Origin of the sequence: Spirillospora sp. CA-128828 (assembly GCF_050945415.1) — a bacterium.
GTDB lineage: Bacteria > Actinomycetota > Actinomycetes > Streptosporangiales > Streptosporangiaceae > Spirillospora.
Genome location: NZ_CP191986.1, coordinates 4,487,873 through 4,505,920 on the forward strand (window position 1 = coordinate 4,487,873; position 18,048 = coordinate 4,505,920).

Annotated in this window: 14 protein-coding genes; 6 read left to right on the plus strand and 8 right to left on the minus strand. The window is 74.9% G+C overall.

Features of this window, described 5'->3' with window-relative positions:
• Positions 1-214 precede the first annotated feature (214 nt).
• The 4 genes from ACQPXG_RS22030 to ACQPXG_RS22045 all read left to right on the plus strand — a co-directional run bounded on the left by ACQPXG_RS22030 (position 215) and on the right by ACQPXG_RS22045 (position 3,802).
• Complete coding sequence (locus ACQPXG_RS22030) at positions 215-964, plus strand: gamma-glutamyl-gamma-aminobutyrate hydrolase family protein (protein ID WP_433469582.1); 750 nt, start codon at positions 215-217, stop codon at positions 962-964.
• Between the two features lie 98 nt (positions 965-1,062).
• Positions 1,063-2,016: an alpha/beta hydrolase gene (locus ACQPXG_RS22035; RefSeq protein WP_433469583.1), complete on the plus strand. Its 954-nt coding sequence runs from the start codon at positions 1,063-1,065 to the stop codon at positions 2,014-2,016.
• Positions 2,017-2,029: 13 nt separating this feature from the next.
• The gene (locus ACQPXG_RS22040; protein ID WP_433469584.1) at positions 2,030-2,821 is read left to right on the plus strand and encodes an enoyl-CoA hydratase/isomerase family protein; all 792 of its coding nucleotides are present in this window, start codon (positions 2,030-2,032) and stop codon (positions 2,819-2,821) included.
• Between the two features lie 54 nt (positions 2,822-2,875).
• A complete protein-coding gene (locus ACQPXG_RS22045; RefSeq protein WP_433469585.1) occupies positions 2,876-3,802 on the plus strand; it encodes a TAXI family TRAP transporter solute-binding subunit in 927 nt (308 codons plus the stop codon).
• Here ACQPXG_RS22045 and ACQPXG_RS22050 read toward each other — a convergent pair.
• The 6 genes from ACQPXG_RS22050 to ACQPXG_RS22075 form a co-directional block, all read right to left on the minus strand.
• Positions 3,793-5,148, minus strand: a complete 1,356-nt coding sequence (locus tag ACQPXG_RS22050) for an ATP-binding protein (RefSeq protein ID WP_433469586.1) — start codon at positions 5,146-5,148, stop codon at positions 3,793-3,795. The genes ACQPXG_RS22045 and ACQPXG_RS22050 overlap by 10 nt on opposite strands.
• A complete protein-coding gene (locus tag ACQPXG_RS22055; protein ID WP_433469587.1) occupies positions 5,145-5,810 on the minus strand; it encodes a response regulator transcription factor in 666 nt (221 codons plus the stop codon). The genes ACQPXG_RS22050 and ACQPXG_RS22055 overlap by 4 nt, the downstream gene beginning before the upstream one ends.
• A gap of 10 nt (positions 5,811-5,820) precedes the next feature.
• Positions 5,821-7,155 (minus strand): MFS transporter, encoded by a 1,335-nt coding sequence (locus ACQPXG_RS22060; protein ID WP_433469588.1) that lies wholly within the window; start codon positions 7,153-7,155, stop codon positions 5,821-5,823.
• A gap of 151 nt (positions 7,156-7,306) precedes the next feature.
• Positions 7,307-8,488, minus strand: a complete 1,182-nt coding sequence (locus ACQPXG_RS22065) for an acyl-CoA dehydrogenase family protein (RefSeq protein ID WP_433469589.1) — start codon at positions 8,486-8,488, stop codon at positions 7,307-7,309.
• A gap of 89 nt (positions 8,489-8,577) precedes the next feature.
• Positions 8,578-10,086 (minus strand): RtcB family protein, encoded by a 1,509-nt coding sequence (locus ACQPXG_RS22070; protein ID WP_433469590.1) that lies wholly within the window; start codon positions 10,084-10,086, stop codon positions 8,578-8,580.
• Positions 10,087-10,223: 137 nt separating this feature from the next.
• Positions 10,224-10,832: a TetR family transcriptional regulator gene (locus ACQPXG_RS22075; protein ID WP_433469591.1), complete on the minus strand. Its 609-nt coding sequence runs from the start codon at positions 10,830-10,832 to the stop codon at positions 10,224-10,226.
• Positions 10,833-10,983: 151 nt separating this feature from the next.
• Between ACQPXG_RS22075 and ACQPXG_RS22080 the strand changes: the two genes are divergently transcribed.
• The gene (locus tag ACQPXG_RS22080) at positions 10,984-14,199 is read left to right on the plus strand and encodes a carboxyl transferase domain-containing protein (protein ID WP_433469592.1); all 3,216 of its coding nucleotides are present in this window, start codon (positions 10,984-10,986) and stop codon (positions 14,197-14,199) included.
• 16 nt (positions 14,200-14,215) lie between these two features.
• Here the strand turns inward: ACQPXG_RS22080 and ACQPXG_RS22085 are convergent, their stop codons facing one another.
• Both ACQPXG_RS22085 and ACQPXG_RS22090 read right to left on the minus strand, forming a co-directional pair.
• Positions 14,216-14,989, minus strand: a complete 774-nt coding sequence (locus tag ACQPXG_RS22085) for an ABC transporter ATP-binding protein (RefSeq protein WP_433469593.1) — start codon at positions 14,987-14,989, stop codon at positions 14,216-14,218.
• An 83-nt stretch (positions 14,990-15,072) separates the two neighbouring features.
• Positions 15,073-15,876 carry an SDR family NAD(P)-dependent oxidoreductase gene (locus tag ACQPXG_RS22090; RefSeq protein WP_433469594.1) on the minus strand — a complete coding sequence of 268 codons (804 nt, stop codon included), beginning with the start codon at positions 15,874-15,876 and terminating at the stop codon, positions 15,073-15,075.
• 129 nt (positions 15,877-16,005) lie between these two features.
• Here ACQPXG_RS22090 and ACQPXG_RS22095 point away from each other — a divergent pair, with 129 nt between their 5' ends.
• Positions 16,006-18,042 (plus strand): HelD family protein, encoded by a 2,037-nt coding sequence (locus ACQPXG_RS22095; protein ID WP_433469595.1) that lies wholly within the window; start codon positions 16,006-16,008, stop codon positions 18,040-18,042.
• Positions 18,043-18,048 lie beyond the last annotated feature (6 nt).

Here is an 18,048-nt window from a genome sequence, read left to right on the forward strand (position 1 = left end):
GCCGGCGGCCCGCGCCGCCGGCCTTCCGGAGGTGGTCCGGTCGGCCGCTTCGGACTGCGAAGATCCGCGCCGTACGGCAAGCTGGCAGGCGGAAGGCCCGGGGGCGGGACGGTCCGAGGGGGCGGGTGATACGCCATGATGTGCAGCCAAAGGCGCGAATCACCCATATCGGAAGTCGTCCTGTGGCCTGTGCTCAGCAGAGGGGGAAGCACGCATGTCAGAAGCCGCTCGCGGGGCCCCGCGCCCCGCAGCCGGTGACGGCCCGCCGCCGCTCATCGGCATCACCACCTACCAGGAGCCGGCCCGCTGGGGCGTCTGGGTCCGCGAGGCCGCGCTCCTGCCGGCGCCGTACGTGCGCTCGGTCGAGCGGGCCGGAGGCGTCCCGGTCCTGCTGCCGCCGGCCGCGACCCTGCGCGGGCTGGACGCCCTCGTCTCCAGGCTGGACGGCATCGTCCTCGCCGGCGGCGGCGACCTCGACCCGGAGCTGTACGGTGCCCTCCGGCACGCCGAGACCGGGCCGCCGCAGCCGCAGCGCGACCGGTTCGAGCTGGCGCTCGCCCGTGCCGTCGTGGACGCCGACCTGCCGTTCCTGGCGATCTGCCGCGGCATGCAGGTGCTGAACGTGGCGCGCGGCGGCGCCCTCATCCAGCATCTGCCGGAGGCGGTGGGCCACAAGGGGCACGCCCCGGAGACCGGCATCGTCGGCGCGCACCGGGTGCAGATCAGCGCGACGAGCCTGGTCGGCAAGATCCTCGGCGACTCGGCCGACGTCCCCACCTACCACCACCAGGCGGTGAGCCGGCTCGGCAAGGGCCTGTCCGCCGTGGCGTGGGCCGAGGACCAGGTCGTCGAGGCCGTCGAGCTGCAGGGCCACCGCTTCGGCCTCGCCGTCCAGTGGCATCCCGAGGAGGGGGACGACAAGCGCCTGTTCGAGGCGCTGGTCGCCGAGGCCGCCGACCGCTGACCCGGGATTGACGCTCCGGTCCGCGGGGAAGGCGTTCGGTGGATTCCGCCGCATAACCACCCGCCGGAGGCAGCCGCATGCCCTTACATCCGCAGACCGTGAGATTTCTGGAACTGCTCGCCTCCTGGACGGTCTCGGGCCACGGCGACGCCGCCGGGCCCACCACCGCCGAGCCCACCATCGCGGAGATGCGGGAGCGGATCGGTGCGGCGTTCCCGGTCGTCCGGCGCGAGCTTCCGCGGGTCCGCGACCTCACGGTGCCCGGCCCGGCCGGCTCCGTGCCGGTGCGCCTGTACCGTCCGGCGCCGCCCGGGCAGGGGCCGCTCCCGGCGGTCGTCTACCTGCACGGCGGCGGCTGGGTGCTGGGCGGAGTCGACAACGTGGACGCCGCCTGCAGGGACCTGGCCGCCGCCGCGGGGTGCGTGGTGCTGAACGTCGGCTACCGGCTCGCCCCGGAACATCCGTTTCCCGCGGCGGTCGACGACGCGTGGGCCGTCGTGTCGTCCGCGGTGCGGGAACCGGGCCGGTACGAGGTCCGGCCCGGGGCGGTCGCGGTCGCCGGCGACAGTGCCGGCGGGAACCTCGCCGCGGCGGTGGCGCTGCTGGCCCGGGACCGCGGGCTGCCCCTCGTCCACCAGCTGCTCGTCTACCCGGTGACCGACACGGCGATGGACACCCCGAGCTGGCGGGAGTACGGGTCCGGGTACGGGCTGGACGGCGGGACGCTCGCCCGGTTCATGGGCCTGTACCGGGGCGGCGCCGACCCGTCCGACTTCCGGCTCGCCCCGCTGCGCGCCCAGGACCTCACCGGCGCCGCGCCCGGCACCGTGATCACCGCCGAGTGCGACATCCTGCGCGACGAGGCCGAGGCGTACGCCCGCCGTCTCGCCGCGGCCGGCGTCCCGGTGGAGCTGCGCCGCTACGACGGCGTCGTGCACTCGTTCTTCCTGCTGCCCGAGATCTTCGATGCCGGTGCCGAGGCGATGGAGTTCGCTGTGCGACGATTGCGCGCGGCATCCGACGGTCACGCGCGGGAGGGCAGTGCGGCATGAGCGGGGAGCACCGATGACCCGGTACGGCGGGTACCGGCGGCTGAAGATCGACTGGGCGGCGGACGGGGTGCTGCGCATCACGATCAGCACGCCCGGCAAGCTGAACGCGGTCGACACGACCGGGCACCGCGAGCTGGCGGAGATCTGGCGGGACGCGGACGCCGACGACGAGGTGCGCGTGATCCTCGTGCGCGGTGCGGGGACGGCGTTCTCCGCCGGCGGCGACCTCGCCATGATCGAGGAGATGATGACCGACCACGCCTCCCGCCGCCGGATCATGCGCGAGGCCCGCGACATCGTGATGAACGTGCTGAACTGCTCGAAGCCGGTGGTCAGCGCGGTGCAGGGCCCGGCGGTGGGCGCCGGGCTCGCGGTGGCGCTGCTCGCCGACGTCTCCGTCGCCGGCCGCACCGCGAAGATCATCGACGGGCACACCCGGCTGGGCGTGGCGGCGGGCGACCACGCCGCGATCGTGTGGCCGCTGCTGTGCGGGCTGGCGAAGGCCAAGTACTACCTGCTGCTCAACGACGTCCTCACCGGCGAGGAGGCCGAGCGGATCGGCCTGGTCTCGCTGTGCGTGGACGACGAGGAGGTGCACGGGCGCGCCCTGGAGATCGCGGGCCGGCTCGCCGCCGGTCCCGCCGAGGCGCTGTCGCTCACCAAGCACGCGCTGAACAACTGGCTTCGCCTCGCCGGGCCGACGTTCGACGCGTCCCTGGCGATGGAGTTCTTCGGGTTCACCGGCCCGGACGTGCGCGAGGGCGTCGCGGCGATCCGGGAGAAGCGGCCGCCGGAGTTCGGCTGAGCGCCTCTCGCCGCTTCGGGTGTTCCGGCCGGCGCGCGGAGATAGCGTGTGCGGGTGCGTCCCGACCGCAGGGCCGTCCTGCTGCTCGCCGCCGGGGTCCCGGCCGTGGCCGCGGGGTGCTCGCGGGAGCCGGAGCCGCGGGCCCGGCTGAGGCTCGCCACCGGTGAGGCCGGCGGTGCCTACGAGGTGCTCGGCCAGCGGTTCGCGGGCGAGCTGCGGCGCCGGGGGCTCGCCGCGCAGGTGCTGCGGACCGCCGCGAGCGTCGAGAACCTCGCGATGCTGGCGGAGGGGCGCGCGGAGCTGGGGTTCGCGCTGGCCGACAGCGCCGACCGGGCCGTCCGGGCCGGGCACCCGAAGGTGGCCGCGCTGGCGCGGATGTACATGAACTACGTCCATCTCGTCGTGCCCGCGGGCTCGCCCGTCGGCGCGGTCGCCGACCTGGCGGGCCGCCGCGTGTCGATCGGCGCCGCGCTGTCGGGGACGGCGGTGACCGCCGAGCGGGTCCTCGCCGCCGCCCGGCTGACGGCGCCGGCCCGCACCGTGACGCTCGGGCTGGACGCCTCGATGAAGGCGCTGCGCGACGGCGACGTCGCGGCCTTCTTCTGGTCGGGCGGGGTGCCGACCCCGGCGCTGGACGCCTTCGCCCGGACGACTCCGGTCCGGCTGCTCGCCCTCGACGGCCTGGTCGCGCCGCTGCGCCGCGCCTACGGCCCGGTGTACGAGGACGCGGCCGTCCCCGCGGGGGAGTACGGGCGCGGCGTGCCCGTCGCCACGGTCGGCACGCCCAGCTACCTGGTGTGCCGCGCGTCCCTGTCCGGGGACGTCGCGTTCGCCGTCACGCGGATCCTGTTCGCGAGCCGGGACCGGCTGGAGGCGCCGGACGCGCCCGGCGGGCGGCTCGACCGCCGTTACGCGATCGGGACCGGGGCCGTCCCGCTGCACCCGGGCGCCGTCCGCTACTACCGCTCCACCTACGGCTGACCGGACGGGGGAGCGGCCATCCGCAGCTCGACCACCAGCCCGCGCGGGGTGCCGGGGAGCAGGCGGAGGGTGCCTCCGGACGCCTTCGCCAGCTCGGCGGCGATCGCCAGGCCGAGGCCGCTGCCCGGCACGTTGGCGTGGTCGCCGGAGCGCCAGAAGCGCCCGAGCGCCTCGGCCCGCTCCCGTTCCGGGAGTCCGGGACCGTCGTCGGCGACGCGCAGGACGGTTCCCTCCATGCCGACCGTGACGGTCCCGCCCTCCGGGACGAACTTGTGCGCGTTGTCCAGGGCGGTGTCGGCGATGCGGGCGACCGCGTCCGGCACCGCCTGGACGTGCCGCGACTCCGGCAGGTCGACCTCCAGGGTCAGGCCCTTGGCGGCGAACACTTCCTGCCAGCCCGCCAGGCGGGGCCGGAGCTCGGCCACGGCGTCCACGTCCCGCGCGGCCGCGCCGGACTCGACCCGCGCCAGCGCCAGCATGTCGTCGACGAGGGCGCCGAGCCGGTCGATCTCGGCCATCGCCTCCTCGTGCTCGGCGGTCCCCTCCGCCGCCAGGTGCGGCTGGAGGTTCTCCAGCCGCAGCGACAGCACGGCCAGCGGGGTCCGCAGCTCGTGTGAGGCGTCGGCGACGAACGTGCGCTGCCGGTCCATCGCCGCCGACACCGCGTCCGCCATCGCGTTGAACCGGGCCTTGAGCCGGCGCAGCTCGGCCGGTCCGACGTCGGGCGCGACGCGGGCCTCCATGCGGCCCCCGGCGATCTCCCCGGCGGTGTGGTCCAGCTCGGTGACCGGCCGCAGGATCCACCGGGCCAGCCCGCGCGCCGCGAGCGTCGAGCAGCCGAGCACGGCCAGCGCGCCGAGCGCCAGCGCGGCCCAGACCAGGGCGATGTCGTGGCGGGCGCGGCCGGTCGGCGCCAGCAGCAGCACGGCGCCCGACACCTGGGCGTCGCGCCCGGCGGGCTCGGCGATCAGCACCGCGCGGGGGCCGAAGGGCCCGAGCGCGGGCAGGTCCTCGGTCGTCCGCCCGGACAGCGCCGTGCGGGTCGCCGCGGTGTCGTCGGCGTCCATGGCGCCGGCCTCGGCGACCAGCGCCCCGTCCCGGTCGCGGATCCGCACCGCCGCCCCGTACAGCTCAGCGTAGCGGGTGATCTCCGGCACCAGCGCGGTCCGGTCGCCCTCCCGCGCGGCCCGGTCGGCCAGCTCGGCGAACCGGGTCGCGTCGGCGCGCCGGTCGAGCAGCAGCCGGTTCGCGCGGTGCGAGGCGTAGGCCAGGCCGAGCGGCACCGACAGGGCGGTGATCACCAGGACGATGAGCGCGGTGAACGCCGCGACGAGCCGGGGCCTCATCCGGCCGTGCCGAGCCGGTATCCCGTGCCGCGCAGCGTCACCACCAGGCCCGGCCGGCCCGTCTTGGCGCGCAGCCCCGCCACGTGCACGTCCAGCGACCGGGACGCCGACAGCAGCGGGTCGCCCCAGACCGCGTCCAGGATCTCCTCCCGGCCGCGGACCACGCCCGGCTCCCGCGCCAGCAGCGCCAGCACGTCGAACTCGCGGCGGGTCAGCGTGACCGGGAGGCCCGCGACGGTCACCTTCCGGGTCTCCAGGTCGATGCGGACGTCCCCGACGGTCACGACCTGGTCGCGGGCCGGCATCGGGCGGGTGCCGCGCCGGACGACCGCCTCCATCCGCGCCATCAGCTCCGCGGTCCGGAACGGCTTGACCAGGTAGTCGTCGGCGCCCGAGCGCAGCCCGCGCAGCACGTCGCGCTCCTGGGTGCGGGCCGTCACCACGATGATCGGCACCGCCGACACGCGGCGGACCCGGCGCAGCGCTTCGAGCCCGTCCATGTCGGGCAGGCCGAGGTCGAGCAGGACGAAGTCGACGCCCCCCGCCAGGCGGAGGGCGTCGACGCCCATTCCCGTGCGCGCGACCCCGTGGCCGTGCCGCGTCAGGGCCGTGATCAGCGCGGACGCGAGCCGGTCGTCGTCCTCAACCAGGAGAATCCGCATGGCGACAAGACTAGGCGTGCGCGGGGACCTCGCCCGCCGCCTTGCGCTCCCGGCGCGAGAGCGCCGCGTCCCGCGTCTCGCGCATGCACACGTACACCACGAGCGAGACCGCGGCGCAGCCGGCCACGTACCAGTAGAAGCCCGACTCCGCGCCGGCCTTCTTGAACCACAGCGCCACGTACTCGGCCGTGCCGCCGAACAGCGCGTTCGCGATCGCGTACGGCAGGGCCACGCCGAGCGCGCGGACGTGGGTGGGGAACATCTCCGCCTTCACGACCGCGTTGATCGAGGTGTAGCCGGTGACGACGACCAGGCCCGCGAGCGAGAGCGCCAGCGCGCTGCCGAAGCCGGTCACGCCCGACAGCGCGGTCATCAGCGGGACGGTCCCGAGCGTCCCGCCGATCCCGAACGCGATCAGCAGCGGGCGGCGGCCGACGCGGTCCGACAGCGCCCCGGCGATCGGCTGCAGCAGCATGAAGACGAACAGCGCGCAGAAGCTCACCAGCGACGCCGTGCTCTTGGGCAGCCCCGCCGTGTTGGACAGGTACTTGGTCAGGTACGTCGTGTAGGTGTAGTAGGCGAGCGTGCCGCCCATCGTCAGCGCGATGACCAGGACCGCCTCGCGCCGGTGCGCGAGCAGCTCGCGGATCGTGCCGCGCTCGGCCGCCTCCGTCCGGGTCTCCTGCTCGCCGTAGGCCTCGGTCTCCAGCAGGCTGCGCCGCAGATAGAAGATCACCGCCGCGGCGGCCGCTCCCACGATGAAGGGGATGCGCCAGCCGTACGACTTCAGCGCCTCCTCCGTCATCGTCCGCTGCAGGACGATCTGGAGCCCGAGCCCGGCGAGCTGGCCCGCCGTCATCGAGACGTACTGGAAGCTGGAGGCGAAGCCGCGCCGGCCGGGCGGGGTCGCCTCGGTCAGGTAGGTGGCGCTGGCCGCGTACTCGCCGCCGACCGACAGGCCCTGCAGGAGCCGCGCCACCAGCAGGACGAGCGCCCCGAAGTACCCGACGGACTCGTAGGTCGGCGCGGCGGCGATGAGCAGCGCGCTGCCGGACATCAGCGTCACGGTCAGGGTGAGCGCCGCCTTGCGCCCGCGCCGGTCGGCGTAGCGGCCGAGCAGCCAGCCGCCGACCGGCCGCATGAAGAACCCGACGGCGAAGATGCCGGCGGTGTTCAGCAGCTGGGCGGTGGTGTTGCCCTTGGGGAAGAACGCGGAGGCGAAGTAGGTGGCGAAGCTCGCGTAGACGAACCAGTCGTACCACTCGACCATGTTGCCGACCGAGCCGCCGAACACCGACTTCCACGGGATGCGGGCGGGCCGCGCGGGGGTGGGTGGAGCCGTCACTGGAACCTCCTCGGGACGGGTCGTTGCTGGTGGGAGCCTCGCCCGGGGAGGAGACCGCGTCCAGGGGAGCGGCCGGATATCTAACGTGCGCTTAACACTGCGGGAACACGCCGGGCCCGCGGGCCCGGCGGCTGACCTACAAGGCCGCCTGTCAGTACGACTTGGGGAGCCCCAACTCGTGCTGGGCGATGTGGGCCAGGACGAGCTCCTCGGCGACCGGGATGTTCTTGGCGATGCGGGCGTCGCGGAACATCCGGGCGACCGGGTACTCCAGCGAGTACGCCATGCCGCCGTGGGTCTGGAACGCGCGGTCGGCCGCCTGCCAGGCCGCGTCCGCCGCGGTGAGCTTGGCGATGTTGGCCTCCGAGCCGCAGGGGCGGCCCCGGTCCCACAGCCAGGCGGCCTTGTAGGTCATCAGCCGGGCCAGCTCCAGCTGCGCCTTGATCCGCGCGAGCGGGAACGCGATGCCCTGGTGCGCGCCGATCGGCGTGCCGAACGGGGCGCGCTCGGCGGCGTAGTCGCAGGCGATCTTCAGCACCAGGCCGCCGGATCCGACGCCGCCCGCGGCGGCGAGGATCCGCTCGGGGTTGAGGATGTCCCACAGGACGGCGAACCCCTGGTCGACCTCGCCGAGGACCCGTTCGGCGGGGACGCGGACGCCGTCCAGGAACACCATGCTGGACGCCACGGTGTTGGTCCCGAGCTTGGGGATCGGCCGGTAGGTGAGCGTGCCGTCGGCGACGGCCTCCTTGACGTCGACCAGCAGGACGGTGAAGCCCGACGTGCGCGGCCGGGCCTCGGCGGCCGGGACCGTCCGGGTGACCAGGACGAGGAAGTCGGCGCGCTCCACGCCGGAGATCCAGATCTTCTGCCCGCTGACGACGAAGGAGCCGCCGTCGCGGCGGGCCTGGGTGGAGATCTCGATCGCGTTGCTGCCCGCGTCCGGCTCGGTGATGGCGAAGCAGGTCTCGATCTCCCCGGAGACGATCCTCGGCAGGAACTCGCGCTTCTGCTCGGCCGTCCCGTGGCGGGCGATGGTGAGCCCGCCGAACGCGGGTGTGAGCAGGTACAGGAACGACGCGGCGCCGCCCGCGCCGCCCTCGGCGAGGGACTCCAGGGCGACGGCCAGCTCCAGCAGGCCCTGGCCCCCGCCGCCGTGCTCCTCGGGGATCGCCAGGCCGGTCCAGCCGCCGTCCACGAGCTCCCGCCAGACCTCCTCCGGCCAGCGCTTGTCCGCGTCGCAGCGGCCCCAGTACTCCTGGTCGTACTTCCCGGCGATCGCCAGCACGCCCTCGCGCACCGCGGCCGCGCTCTCCGGCAGGTCGAAGTCCACCGCGCCCTCCTCGAACTCTCGCGTCCGGCCCCACGGTAGCCGATCGAGTAAGTGGTCACTGACATGGGTGGGTCGTCCGGCTCCGGCCGTCATCCCTTGACGGTCAGCAGCGGCCGCAGCTCGGCGACCGGCGTCGCGACGCCGCCGCCGCGCAGGCTCGACACCACCGGGCCGATGTCCTTGTAGGCCCAGGGCGCCTCCTGCTTGAGGTCGCGCCGCCACGCGGCCATCACGTCGGACCGCCGCGCCACCACCGGGTTCCGGTGGTCGAGCGGCGTCACGACCCGGAACTCGCGCAGGAAGGCGTCGAGTTCGGCGTCGCTCCCGCGCGCGGACGCGCCGCGCGGGACCCGGCGTCCGGCGCCGTGGCACGCGCTGGCGAGCGTGCGCGGATCCCCGTGCCCGCGCAGCACGAAGCTCGACGCCCCCATCGACCCGGGCACGATGACCGGTTCGCCCCACATCGCGTGGGGCCCGCCGGCCATCTCGGCGTGCCCGCCCGCCGGGGTCGCGCCCTTGCGGTGGACGACCCGGTCCCCGTCCCGCCAGAACAGGTTGTGCGGCGCGTCGTACAGGAGCCGGGACGCCATGTCGCCGCACTCGGCCGCGAGCCCGGCCCGCATCGTGAGTGCCAGGAAGAACCGGTTGCCGACCGCGAAGTTGGCGGCGTTGCCGAACGCGTCGAGATACCGGCGCCGGGCGGGCGCCGACCGCTCGTCCAGGAGGAACGGCATGATCCCGTTGTGCGGGCGGGGGAGGCCGGCGGGCCAGGCCGCGCGGAGCCGGTCCAGCGCGGTGGCGTTGGCCTGGTGGCCGAGCGACAGCGACCCGCTGTGCACCATGGAGACCACCGTGCCGGGCGTCAGGCCCCACGCGTGCGCGGCGGCGGCGTCGTGCACGCGCGCCACGTACTGGAGTTCGGCGAAGTGGTTGCCGCCGCCGATCCCGCCGATGATGCCGTCGTGGCTGGCGCCGCCCGCGCTGCCGATCCAGCCGGCGAACGCTTCGGCGGTCTCGACGGGGTATCCGGAGGCGTGGACGCGGTCCAGGCCGTCCTCGGCGTCCTCGGGACGGACACCGGGCCACGGTGTCTCTCCGGTGAGCAGGAGGCCCGGGAGGCCGTCCCGCAACAGCCCCTCCCGCTGGGCCGGGGTGAGGGCGATCTGGCGCCCGCCCTCGAAGAACAGGTGCCGCAGCCGCCGCTCCAGCGCGTCCAGGCGCGGCCGGACGCGGTCGGCCCTCAGCGTGGTCACCTCCAGCCGCATCCCGCAGTTGACGTCGTTGCCGACGGCCTGCGGGAGCAGGGCGTGCTCGGTCTCCAGGACGGTCCCGATCGGGATGCCCGCGCCCTTGTGGAAGTCGGGGGTGAGCACGACCCGGGTGATCCGCGGTGCCGGGCCGTCGTAGCCGGGCGTGGCCTCGGCGAGGCGTTCCAGCGTGCCGGCGGTGTCCAGGAGCGTCAGCGCCTCGTCCACGGCGGCGGGTTCGAGCGGGACGTCCTCGCCGGCGCAGATGCCGACCGGAATGTCATGCGGGTTGGGAAGGGTGAGCCAGTGCTCGCCCGTGCGGACGAGACGGTGATCTTGACGTGCGGGCATTTCGGGGAGTCCTTCGCGGCTGCCGGAAGGCACGCGGTGGCGCGTGCACAGGGAAGTTCCGTCCGCGCAGAGGGCGCGACGGCGGGGGAGCGGGCGTTGGGCCGCTCCGTCCTCGGGTTCAGCAGCCGCGAGGCGGGTCAGACGATAGCGCGGGGCGCCGCGTCCGGGCCAGGCGTTTTCGCCGGGACGGCCATGTAGCGGGTCACCATGCGGGCGACGAAGTGGGCGAAGGCCTCCGGCGGGCCGGAGGGCAGCATGATGTGGCTCATCGTCAGCCGGACGGCCGCGTCGGCGATCTCGGTGAGCGCGTCGTGGTCCAGCTGCGGCCACTGGCGCAGCGCGTGCTCGGCGATGCGGGCGCTCGCGGTGAACAGCACCGGCTCGGCCTGCGTGGTGAGCAGCGGGAGCATCTCGTCGCCGCCCGCGCCGGTCAGCACGGCCTTCGTCAGCTGGTCGTCCGCGGACATCTCCAGGGTGAACGTCACCGCCGCGACCACGGCCGAGTACAGGTCGTCGTGCTCGGACAGCACCGCGTCGATGCCGTCGAGGTAGCGGTCGTTGTCGCGGATCACGACCGCCTGCGCCAGGCCCCACTTGTCGCCGAACTCGTTGTAGACCGTCTGGCGGCTCACCCCGGCGGCGGCCGCGACGTCCTGCATGCGGACGCCGCGGTACCCGCGCTCGACGAGGAGGTCCGCGGCTGCGTCCAGCAGGGACTCGCGCACGGAACGGCCAGCGGTGCCCATGGGTCGTCGTTCCTCCAGAGTCCTGGTCAGGACTTCATTATCCCCCGTGGGACCCCGCCGGACCATCTTGTGCCCGGCGGCCGGAGGCGTTACCCCGCGTGCCGCTCTCTAGAGTGAGGCCCTGCGGCGCAGGCGAGGTGAGGAGGGCCGTGTGGGCGGGATCCTTGTGGCCAACCGGGGAGAGATCGCGTTGCGGATCGTCCGGGCCGCGGCCGAGCTCGGCCTGCGGACGGTCGCCGTGCACACCCGCGACGAAGCCGCCTCACCGCACACCCGGCGCGCCGACGAGGTGCGCGCCCTGCCCGGCGAGGGCGTCGCCGGGTACCTCGACGCGGACGCGCTCATCGCCGCCGCCAAGGACGCCGGGGCCGTGGCCGTCCACCCCGGCTACGGCTTCCTGAGCGAGAACGCGGGCTTCGCCGCCCGCTGCGCCGCCGCCGGGCTGGCGTTCGTCGGCCCGCGGCCGGAACTGCTGGAGCTGTTCGGCGACAAGACCCGGTCGCGCGACCTGGCGCGCGACGCGGGCGTGCCCGTCACGCCCGGGACCGGCGGCGCGGTGAGCGTGGCGGACGCCGAGGCGTTCGCCCGCGAGCACGGCCCCGTCATGCTCAAGGCCCTCGCGGGCGGCGGCGGACGCGGAATGCGCGCCGTCACCGACCCGGCCGGCGTGGCCGCCGCGTACGAGCGGTGCCGGTCCGAGGCGCTCGCATCGTTCGGCAGCGGCGACCTGTACGCCGAGAAATACGTGCCGCGCGCCCGCCACATCGAGGTGCAGGTCGCCGGGGACGGCTCCGGCGCGGTCACCCATCTGTGGGAACGCGACTGCAGCGTCCAGCGCCGCCACCAGAAGCTGATCGAGATCGCCCCCGCCCCCGCGCTGCCGGGGAAGGTCCGCGAGGCGCTGCTGGACGCGGCGCTCCGCATGGCCGCCCGGGTCCGATACGAGGGCCTCGGCACGTTCGAATTCCTCGTCGCAGGCGAGGAGTTCTGGTTCCTGGAGGCCAATCCGCGGCTCCAGGTGGAGCACACCGTGACCGAGGAGATCACCGGCGTCGACCTGGTGAAGACCCAGATCAGGCTCGCGCTGGGGGAGGACCTGGCGGGCGTCGGCCTCGCCGGGCCGCCGGCGGCGTCCGGCTGCGCCGTCCAGGTGCGGGTCAACACCGAGACGATCGACGCGGACGGCACACCGCGCCCCAGGGCGGGGACGCTGACCGCGTTCGCGCCGCCGTCCGGGCCCGGCGTTCGCGTCGACACCCACGGGTACGCCGGCTACCGCATCGGCCTGCGCTACGACCCGCTGCTCGCCAAGGTCATCGCCCGCGCTGAGGACCTCCCGTCCGCCGCCGCCCGGGCGCACGGCGCCCTCGGCGAGTTCGAGATCGCGGGCGTCGCGACGAGCCTTCCCCTGTTGCAGGGCATCCTGCGCCACCCCGAGTTCACCGCGGGAGGAGCCGACACCTCCTTCATCGGCGACCATCTGGCCGAGCTGCTGGAGAGCGAGCACCACCGCTACTACGTCGAGACGGCCCACGACGCGCCCGAGCCCGAGGTGGTGGCCGCCCTGGACGCGCCGCCAGGGACGATCGCCGTGCCCGCGCCCATGCAGGGCACGGTTGTGAGCGTCGACGTGGCCGAGGGCGACCTGATCCGGGCCGGGACGCCGGTGCTGATCCTTGAGGCCATGAAGATGGAGCACGTCGTCCGGGCGGGCGAGGCCGGGATCGTCCGGGCGCTTGCCGCCGGGCCGGGCGACACGGTCGCCGAAGGCGCGCCGCTGCTGTTCACCGAGCCCGCCGAGGCCGGCGGCGACCACGCCGCCGAGGACGACGAGACCGACCTCGACCTGATCCGCGCCGACCTCGCCGAGACACTGCGCCGGCACGAGACCGGGCTGGACGCGGCCCGTCCGGAAGCGGTCGCGAAGCGGCACGCGCGCGGCCACCGCACGGCGCGCGAGAACATCGAGGACCTGTGCGACGCGGGCACGTTCGTCGAGTACGGCGCCCTCGCCATCGCCGCCCAGCGGCAGCGCCGCTCCCTGGACGACCTGATCGAGCGCACCCCCGCCGACGGGATGGTCTGCGGCATCGGGGACGTGAACGGCGCGCAGGCCGTCGTCATGTCCTACGACTACATGGTCCTGGCCGGGACGCAGGGCCACCAGAACCACCGCAAGACCGACCGGATGCTCGACATCGCCGCCCGCCGCCGCCTCCCGCTGGTGCTCTTCGCCGAGGGCGGCGGGGGACGGCCGGGCGACACCGACACCTCCGCCGTGTCGGGCCTGGACGTGCCGACCTTCCACGCCATGGGGCGGCTCAGCGGCGTCGTCCCGTCGATCGGCATCGCCGACGGGCGCTGCTTCGCCGGGAACGCGGCGCTGCTCGGCTGCTGCGACGTCGTCATCGCCACCCGCGACGCCAACATCGGCATGGGCGGTCCCGCCATGATCGAGGGCGGCGGACTCGGCGTCTTCGCGCCCGAGGAGATCGGGCCGGTCGCCGACCAGGAACCCAACGGCGTCGTCGACCTCGTCGTGGCGGACGAGGCGGAGGCCGTGGCCGCCGCCCGCCGCTACCTGTCCTACTTCCAGGGTCCGGCGGACGGCTGGACGTGCGACGACCAGAGGATGCTGCGGCACGTCGTCCCGGCGAACCGGCTCCGCGCCTACGACGTCCGCCGCGCGATCACGCACCTGGCCGACACCGGGTCGGTGCTCGAACTGCGCCGGGCGTTCGGCGTCGGGATCATCACCGCGCTGGTCCGGATCGAGGGCCGCCCGATGGGGCTGATCGCCAGCAACCCGGCGCACCTCGGCGGCGCCATCGACCGCGACGCCGCCGACAAGGCCGCCCGGTTCCTGCAGCTGTGCGACGCGCACGGCCTGCCGGTCGTGTCCCTGTGCGACACCCCCGGCTTCATGGTCGGCCCGGACGCCGAGCGGACCGCCACCGTCCGGCACTTCGGCCGGCTGTTCGTCATCGGCGCGAACCTGCGTGTCCCGATCATCACGATCGTGCTCCGCAAGGGCTACGGGCTCGGCGCGCAGGCCATGGCCGGCGGCGGCTTCAAGGCGCCGCTGGCGACCGTCGCGTGGCCGACCGGCGAGATCGGCGGCATGGGGCTGGAGGGCGCCGTCCGGCTCGGGTTCCGCAAGGAACTGGAGGCCGCCGACGACCCGCGGGCGCTCTTCGAGCAGATGGTCGCCGCAGCCTACGAGTACGGCAAGGCGCTCCATGCCGCCACGGTGTTCGAGCTGGACGACGTCATCGACCCCGCCGGCAGCCGCCGCTGGATCACCACCGTCCTCGCGGGCGCCCCGCCCGCCGAGGACCGTCCCCGGCGTTGGATCGACACGTGGTGACGGCCGGGCACATCTCCTAGGCGGCGCGGTAGGCGGCCTTCACCTGGGGATCGGCGCGGACCTCCGCCGGCGCGCCGGTCGCGATCACCTTGCCGTCGTCCAGGACGTGGAGGACGTCGCAGACGCCCAGCACCGGCTCCAGTTCATGCTCGACCACCAGCACCGCCAGCCCCTCCCCGGCCAGGTCGCGCAGCAGGACCTCCAGTGCACGCGCCTGCCGTACCGGAAGCTCCGCCCACGGCTCGTCCAGCAGCAGCACGGCCGGTTCGGCGGCCAGAGCCCGCGCCAGGTCCGCCAGCCGGGCGACGCCGGGCGGCACCATCCGGGCGGAGCTGTGCGCGTACTCCTCGATGCCGACGCGGGCGAGGATCTCGTCGGCGCGCCCGCCCGCGTCCCGGCGGGCGTCGAGGCGGCGCCGCCACCGGTCCCGCGCCGTCCGGCCCGGATACCGCCCGGACATCGCGTGCCGCGCCGCCGCGGCCCGGACGCCGTCCCGGACGGTCGTCGAGCCCGCCGGTCCCGCCCGCTGGAACGTGCGGGCGATGCCGCGCCGGGCGCGCTCGCGCGCGGCGCTGCCCGTGAGGTCGGCGTCGCCGAGGTGGACGGTGCCGGCCGCCGGCCGCCGCAGGCCCGTGATCACGTCGCACAGGGTCGTCTTGCCGGCGCCGTTCGGGCCGATCAGGCCGGTGACCGTGCCGGGCGGCACGGTGAGCCCGGCCCCGTCGACGGCCGTCACCCGGCCGAACCGCACGGTGACGTCGCGGACCCGCAGGCCCTCTGGAGCGGCCATCGCACCTCGCGGCTACTGTGACGTGGATCACTGGCGGATCCTCACCCTACTGACGCGCCCGGGCGGCGGCAACGGCGGTCCGGTCAGGACACGGGAGGCTCCAGACGGTCGCGGGTCCACTCCTTGACCCCGGCGACGAACGCGTCGACGTCCGCGGCCTTACCGGAGGCCATGTCGGTGAACCAGCCAGGCACGTACTGCTCGAACCGCCCGCTTTCCAGGACCTCCAGGACGGCGGTGGCGACCTCCTGCGGCGGCAGCGCGTCCGAGACGTCGCTGAGCGGGGGCTCGTTGCCGGGCAGTGTGAACAGTTCCGTGCCCGCGATCAGCGCGGGCTGGATCACGTGGACCTGCACGCCGGTGCCGTCGAGGTCGACCGCCATGCTCTCCCAGAACGCCGTGAGTGCCGCTTTGGACGCGGAGTAGGCGGCCTCGTGCGGCGGGCCGAGCCTCGCCGCGACCGAGCCCATCGCCACCAGGTGCCCGCGCCCGCGCGCGACCATGCCGGGCAGCAGGGCCAGCGTGAGCCGCACGGGGGACAGGTAGTTGAGCCGCATCACCTCGCCGGTCTCGGCGGGGGAGAGGTCCTGGACGCGGCGCCGCTTCGGCATCCCCGCGTTGTTCACGAGCACGTCCACGCCGCCGAACTCGCGTTCGACGTCCGCCGCGAGCTCGTCGATCCCGTCGAGGTCGGCGAGGTCGGCCGTCCACATCGCCGAGTCCGGGGCATGCTCGCGGCACCGGGCGAGGACCTGTTCCAGCCGGTCCTTGCGTCGCGCCACCAGCCCGACCCGCGCCCCGGCGGCCGCGAGCGCCTCCGCGACCACCGCGCCGATGCCGGACGAGGCGCCGGTGACCAGCGCGGACCGTCCCGTCAGAGTGACCATGCCGCCCAACGTCACACACCCCGGTCCGCCCGGCAAGGCGAAGCGCCGACGCACGCCCCGGATCTTCACCCGGCCGGTAAGGTTGCGAGTTTCGCCCTCACCCCGCCTCGTCACCGGAGGTCCGTCCGCATGCCCGCCGAGCCCGCCGACCCTTCCGAACCCGCGGTCCTCGCCGCCGAGCGCGCCCACCTGGCCGAGTCACGGGCCGCGCTGCGCCGCATGCGCGAGCACGCCGAGCGCCTGACCGCGGACGTCGCCGCCGACTGGGTGTCCAAGCAGTTCCTGGAGTCGCTGCTCGACCAGCGGATCGAGGCGCTCGCCGACCGTCCCGGCACTCCGCTGTTCTTCGGGCGCATGGACCGCGACGGCGACGGCGGTCCCGACCTGCCCGCGGTCATGTACGTGGGGCGGCGGCACGTCCACGACGGCGACGAGGGACGGCCGCTCGTCCTGGACTGGCGCGCCCCGGTGTCCCGGGCGTTCTACCAGGCCGGCCCCGCCGACCCCATGGGCTGGCGGCTGCGGCGCCGCTTCGGGTTCCAGGCCGGCGTGCTGACCGCCTTCGAGGACGAGCCGCTGGACGGCGGCGCCCTGGAAGGCGGTGAGCGGGGCCCGTCCCGGATCCTCACCGAGGAGATCGAGCGTCCCCGCACCGGGCCGATGCGCGACATCGTCGCCACCATCCAGCCGGAGCAGGACGTGATCGTCCGGGCCGAGCTGCCCCGCAGCGTGTGCGTGCAGGGCGCGCCCGGCACCGGCAAGACCGCCGTCGGCCTGCACCGCGCCGCCTATCTGCTGTTCACGCACCGGGAGCGGCTGTCCCGGTCGGGGGTGCTCATCGTCGGCCCGAACCGCGCCTTCCTCGCGTACATCTCGGCGGTGCTGCCCGCGCTCGGCGAGGTCAGGGTCGAGCAGGCGACGATCGGCGACCTGCTCGGCGCGCCGCTGGGCGACGAGCCCGCGGCCGTCGCCGCCCTGAAGGGCGACGCGCGGATGGCCGACGTGCTCCGCAGGGCGCTGTGGCTGCACGTCCGCAAGCCGGAGGAGGGGCTCGTCGTCACCCGGGGCGCCATGCGCTACCGGCTCGCCGACCACGAGGTCCGCGAGATCGCCGCCGCGCTGCGCGGGACGACCCGGTACGGCAGCGGCCGCGCCGCGTTCGCGCAGCGGCTCGCCCACCAGATCCTCGTCCGGATGGAACGGCGCGGCGAGGCCCCCGACGACCGGGTCCAGGACCAGGTCGCGCGGAGCAGGCCGGTCAAGCAGGTCCTCGACGCGGTGTGGCCCAAGGTGACCGCCGAGCAGGTCCTGCACCGGCTGCTGTCGGACGCCGGGTTCCTGCGGAGCGCCGCGAAGGGCGCCCTCGACGAGGACGAGCAGGCCGCCGTGCTGTGGGCCAGGCCCGCCCGCTCGCACCGGTCCGCGAAGTGGACCGCCGCCGACCGCGCGCTGCTGGACGAGCTGAACGACCTCATCGAGCGCACCACCTCGCTCGGCCACCTGGTCGTGGACGAGGCGCAGGACCTGTCCGCGATGCAGCTCCGGGCGCTCGGCCGCCGCTGCGGGACGGGCTCGGCGACCGTCCTCGGCGACATCGCGCAGGGGACCACCGCGTGGTCGGCCCGCTCCTGGAAGGAGGTGCTAGCGCATCTCGGGCAGGACGGGGAGGTCACGGAACTGACCCTCGGCTTCCGCGTCCCGGGGACCGTCCTCGACTTCGCCGCCCGCCTGCTCCCGCACGTCGCGCCCGGCCTTGAGCGGCCGCGCTCGCTGCGTCCCGGCACCGGCGCGCTGGAGGTGCGGCGCGTCCCCGACCTCGTCGCCGCGACCGCCGAGGCGGTGCGCGCGGCCCTCATCCGCCCGGGATCGGTCGGGCTGATCGTGCCGGACGCGCAGGCGGACGCGCACGCCGCGGCGCTGGACGCCGCCGGGCTGGAGCACGAGGTCCTCGGTCCCGACTCCGACGGGACCGGGCGGCTGCTCGTCGTCCCGGCCACGCTCGCCAAGGGCCTGGAGTACGACCATGTGATCGTCGCCGAGCCCGCCGCCATCGCCGCCGCCGAGGCGCGCGGCCTCGCCCGCCTCTACGTGGTGCTGACCCGCGCCGTCAGCACCCTGACCGTCCTCCACGAGGACGACCTCCCGGCCGAGCTGGCGATGTCGTAGCCGCTG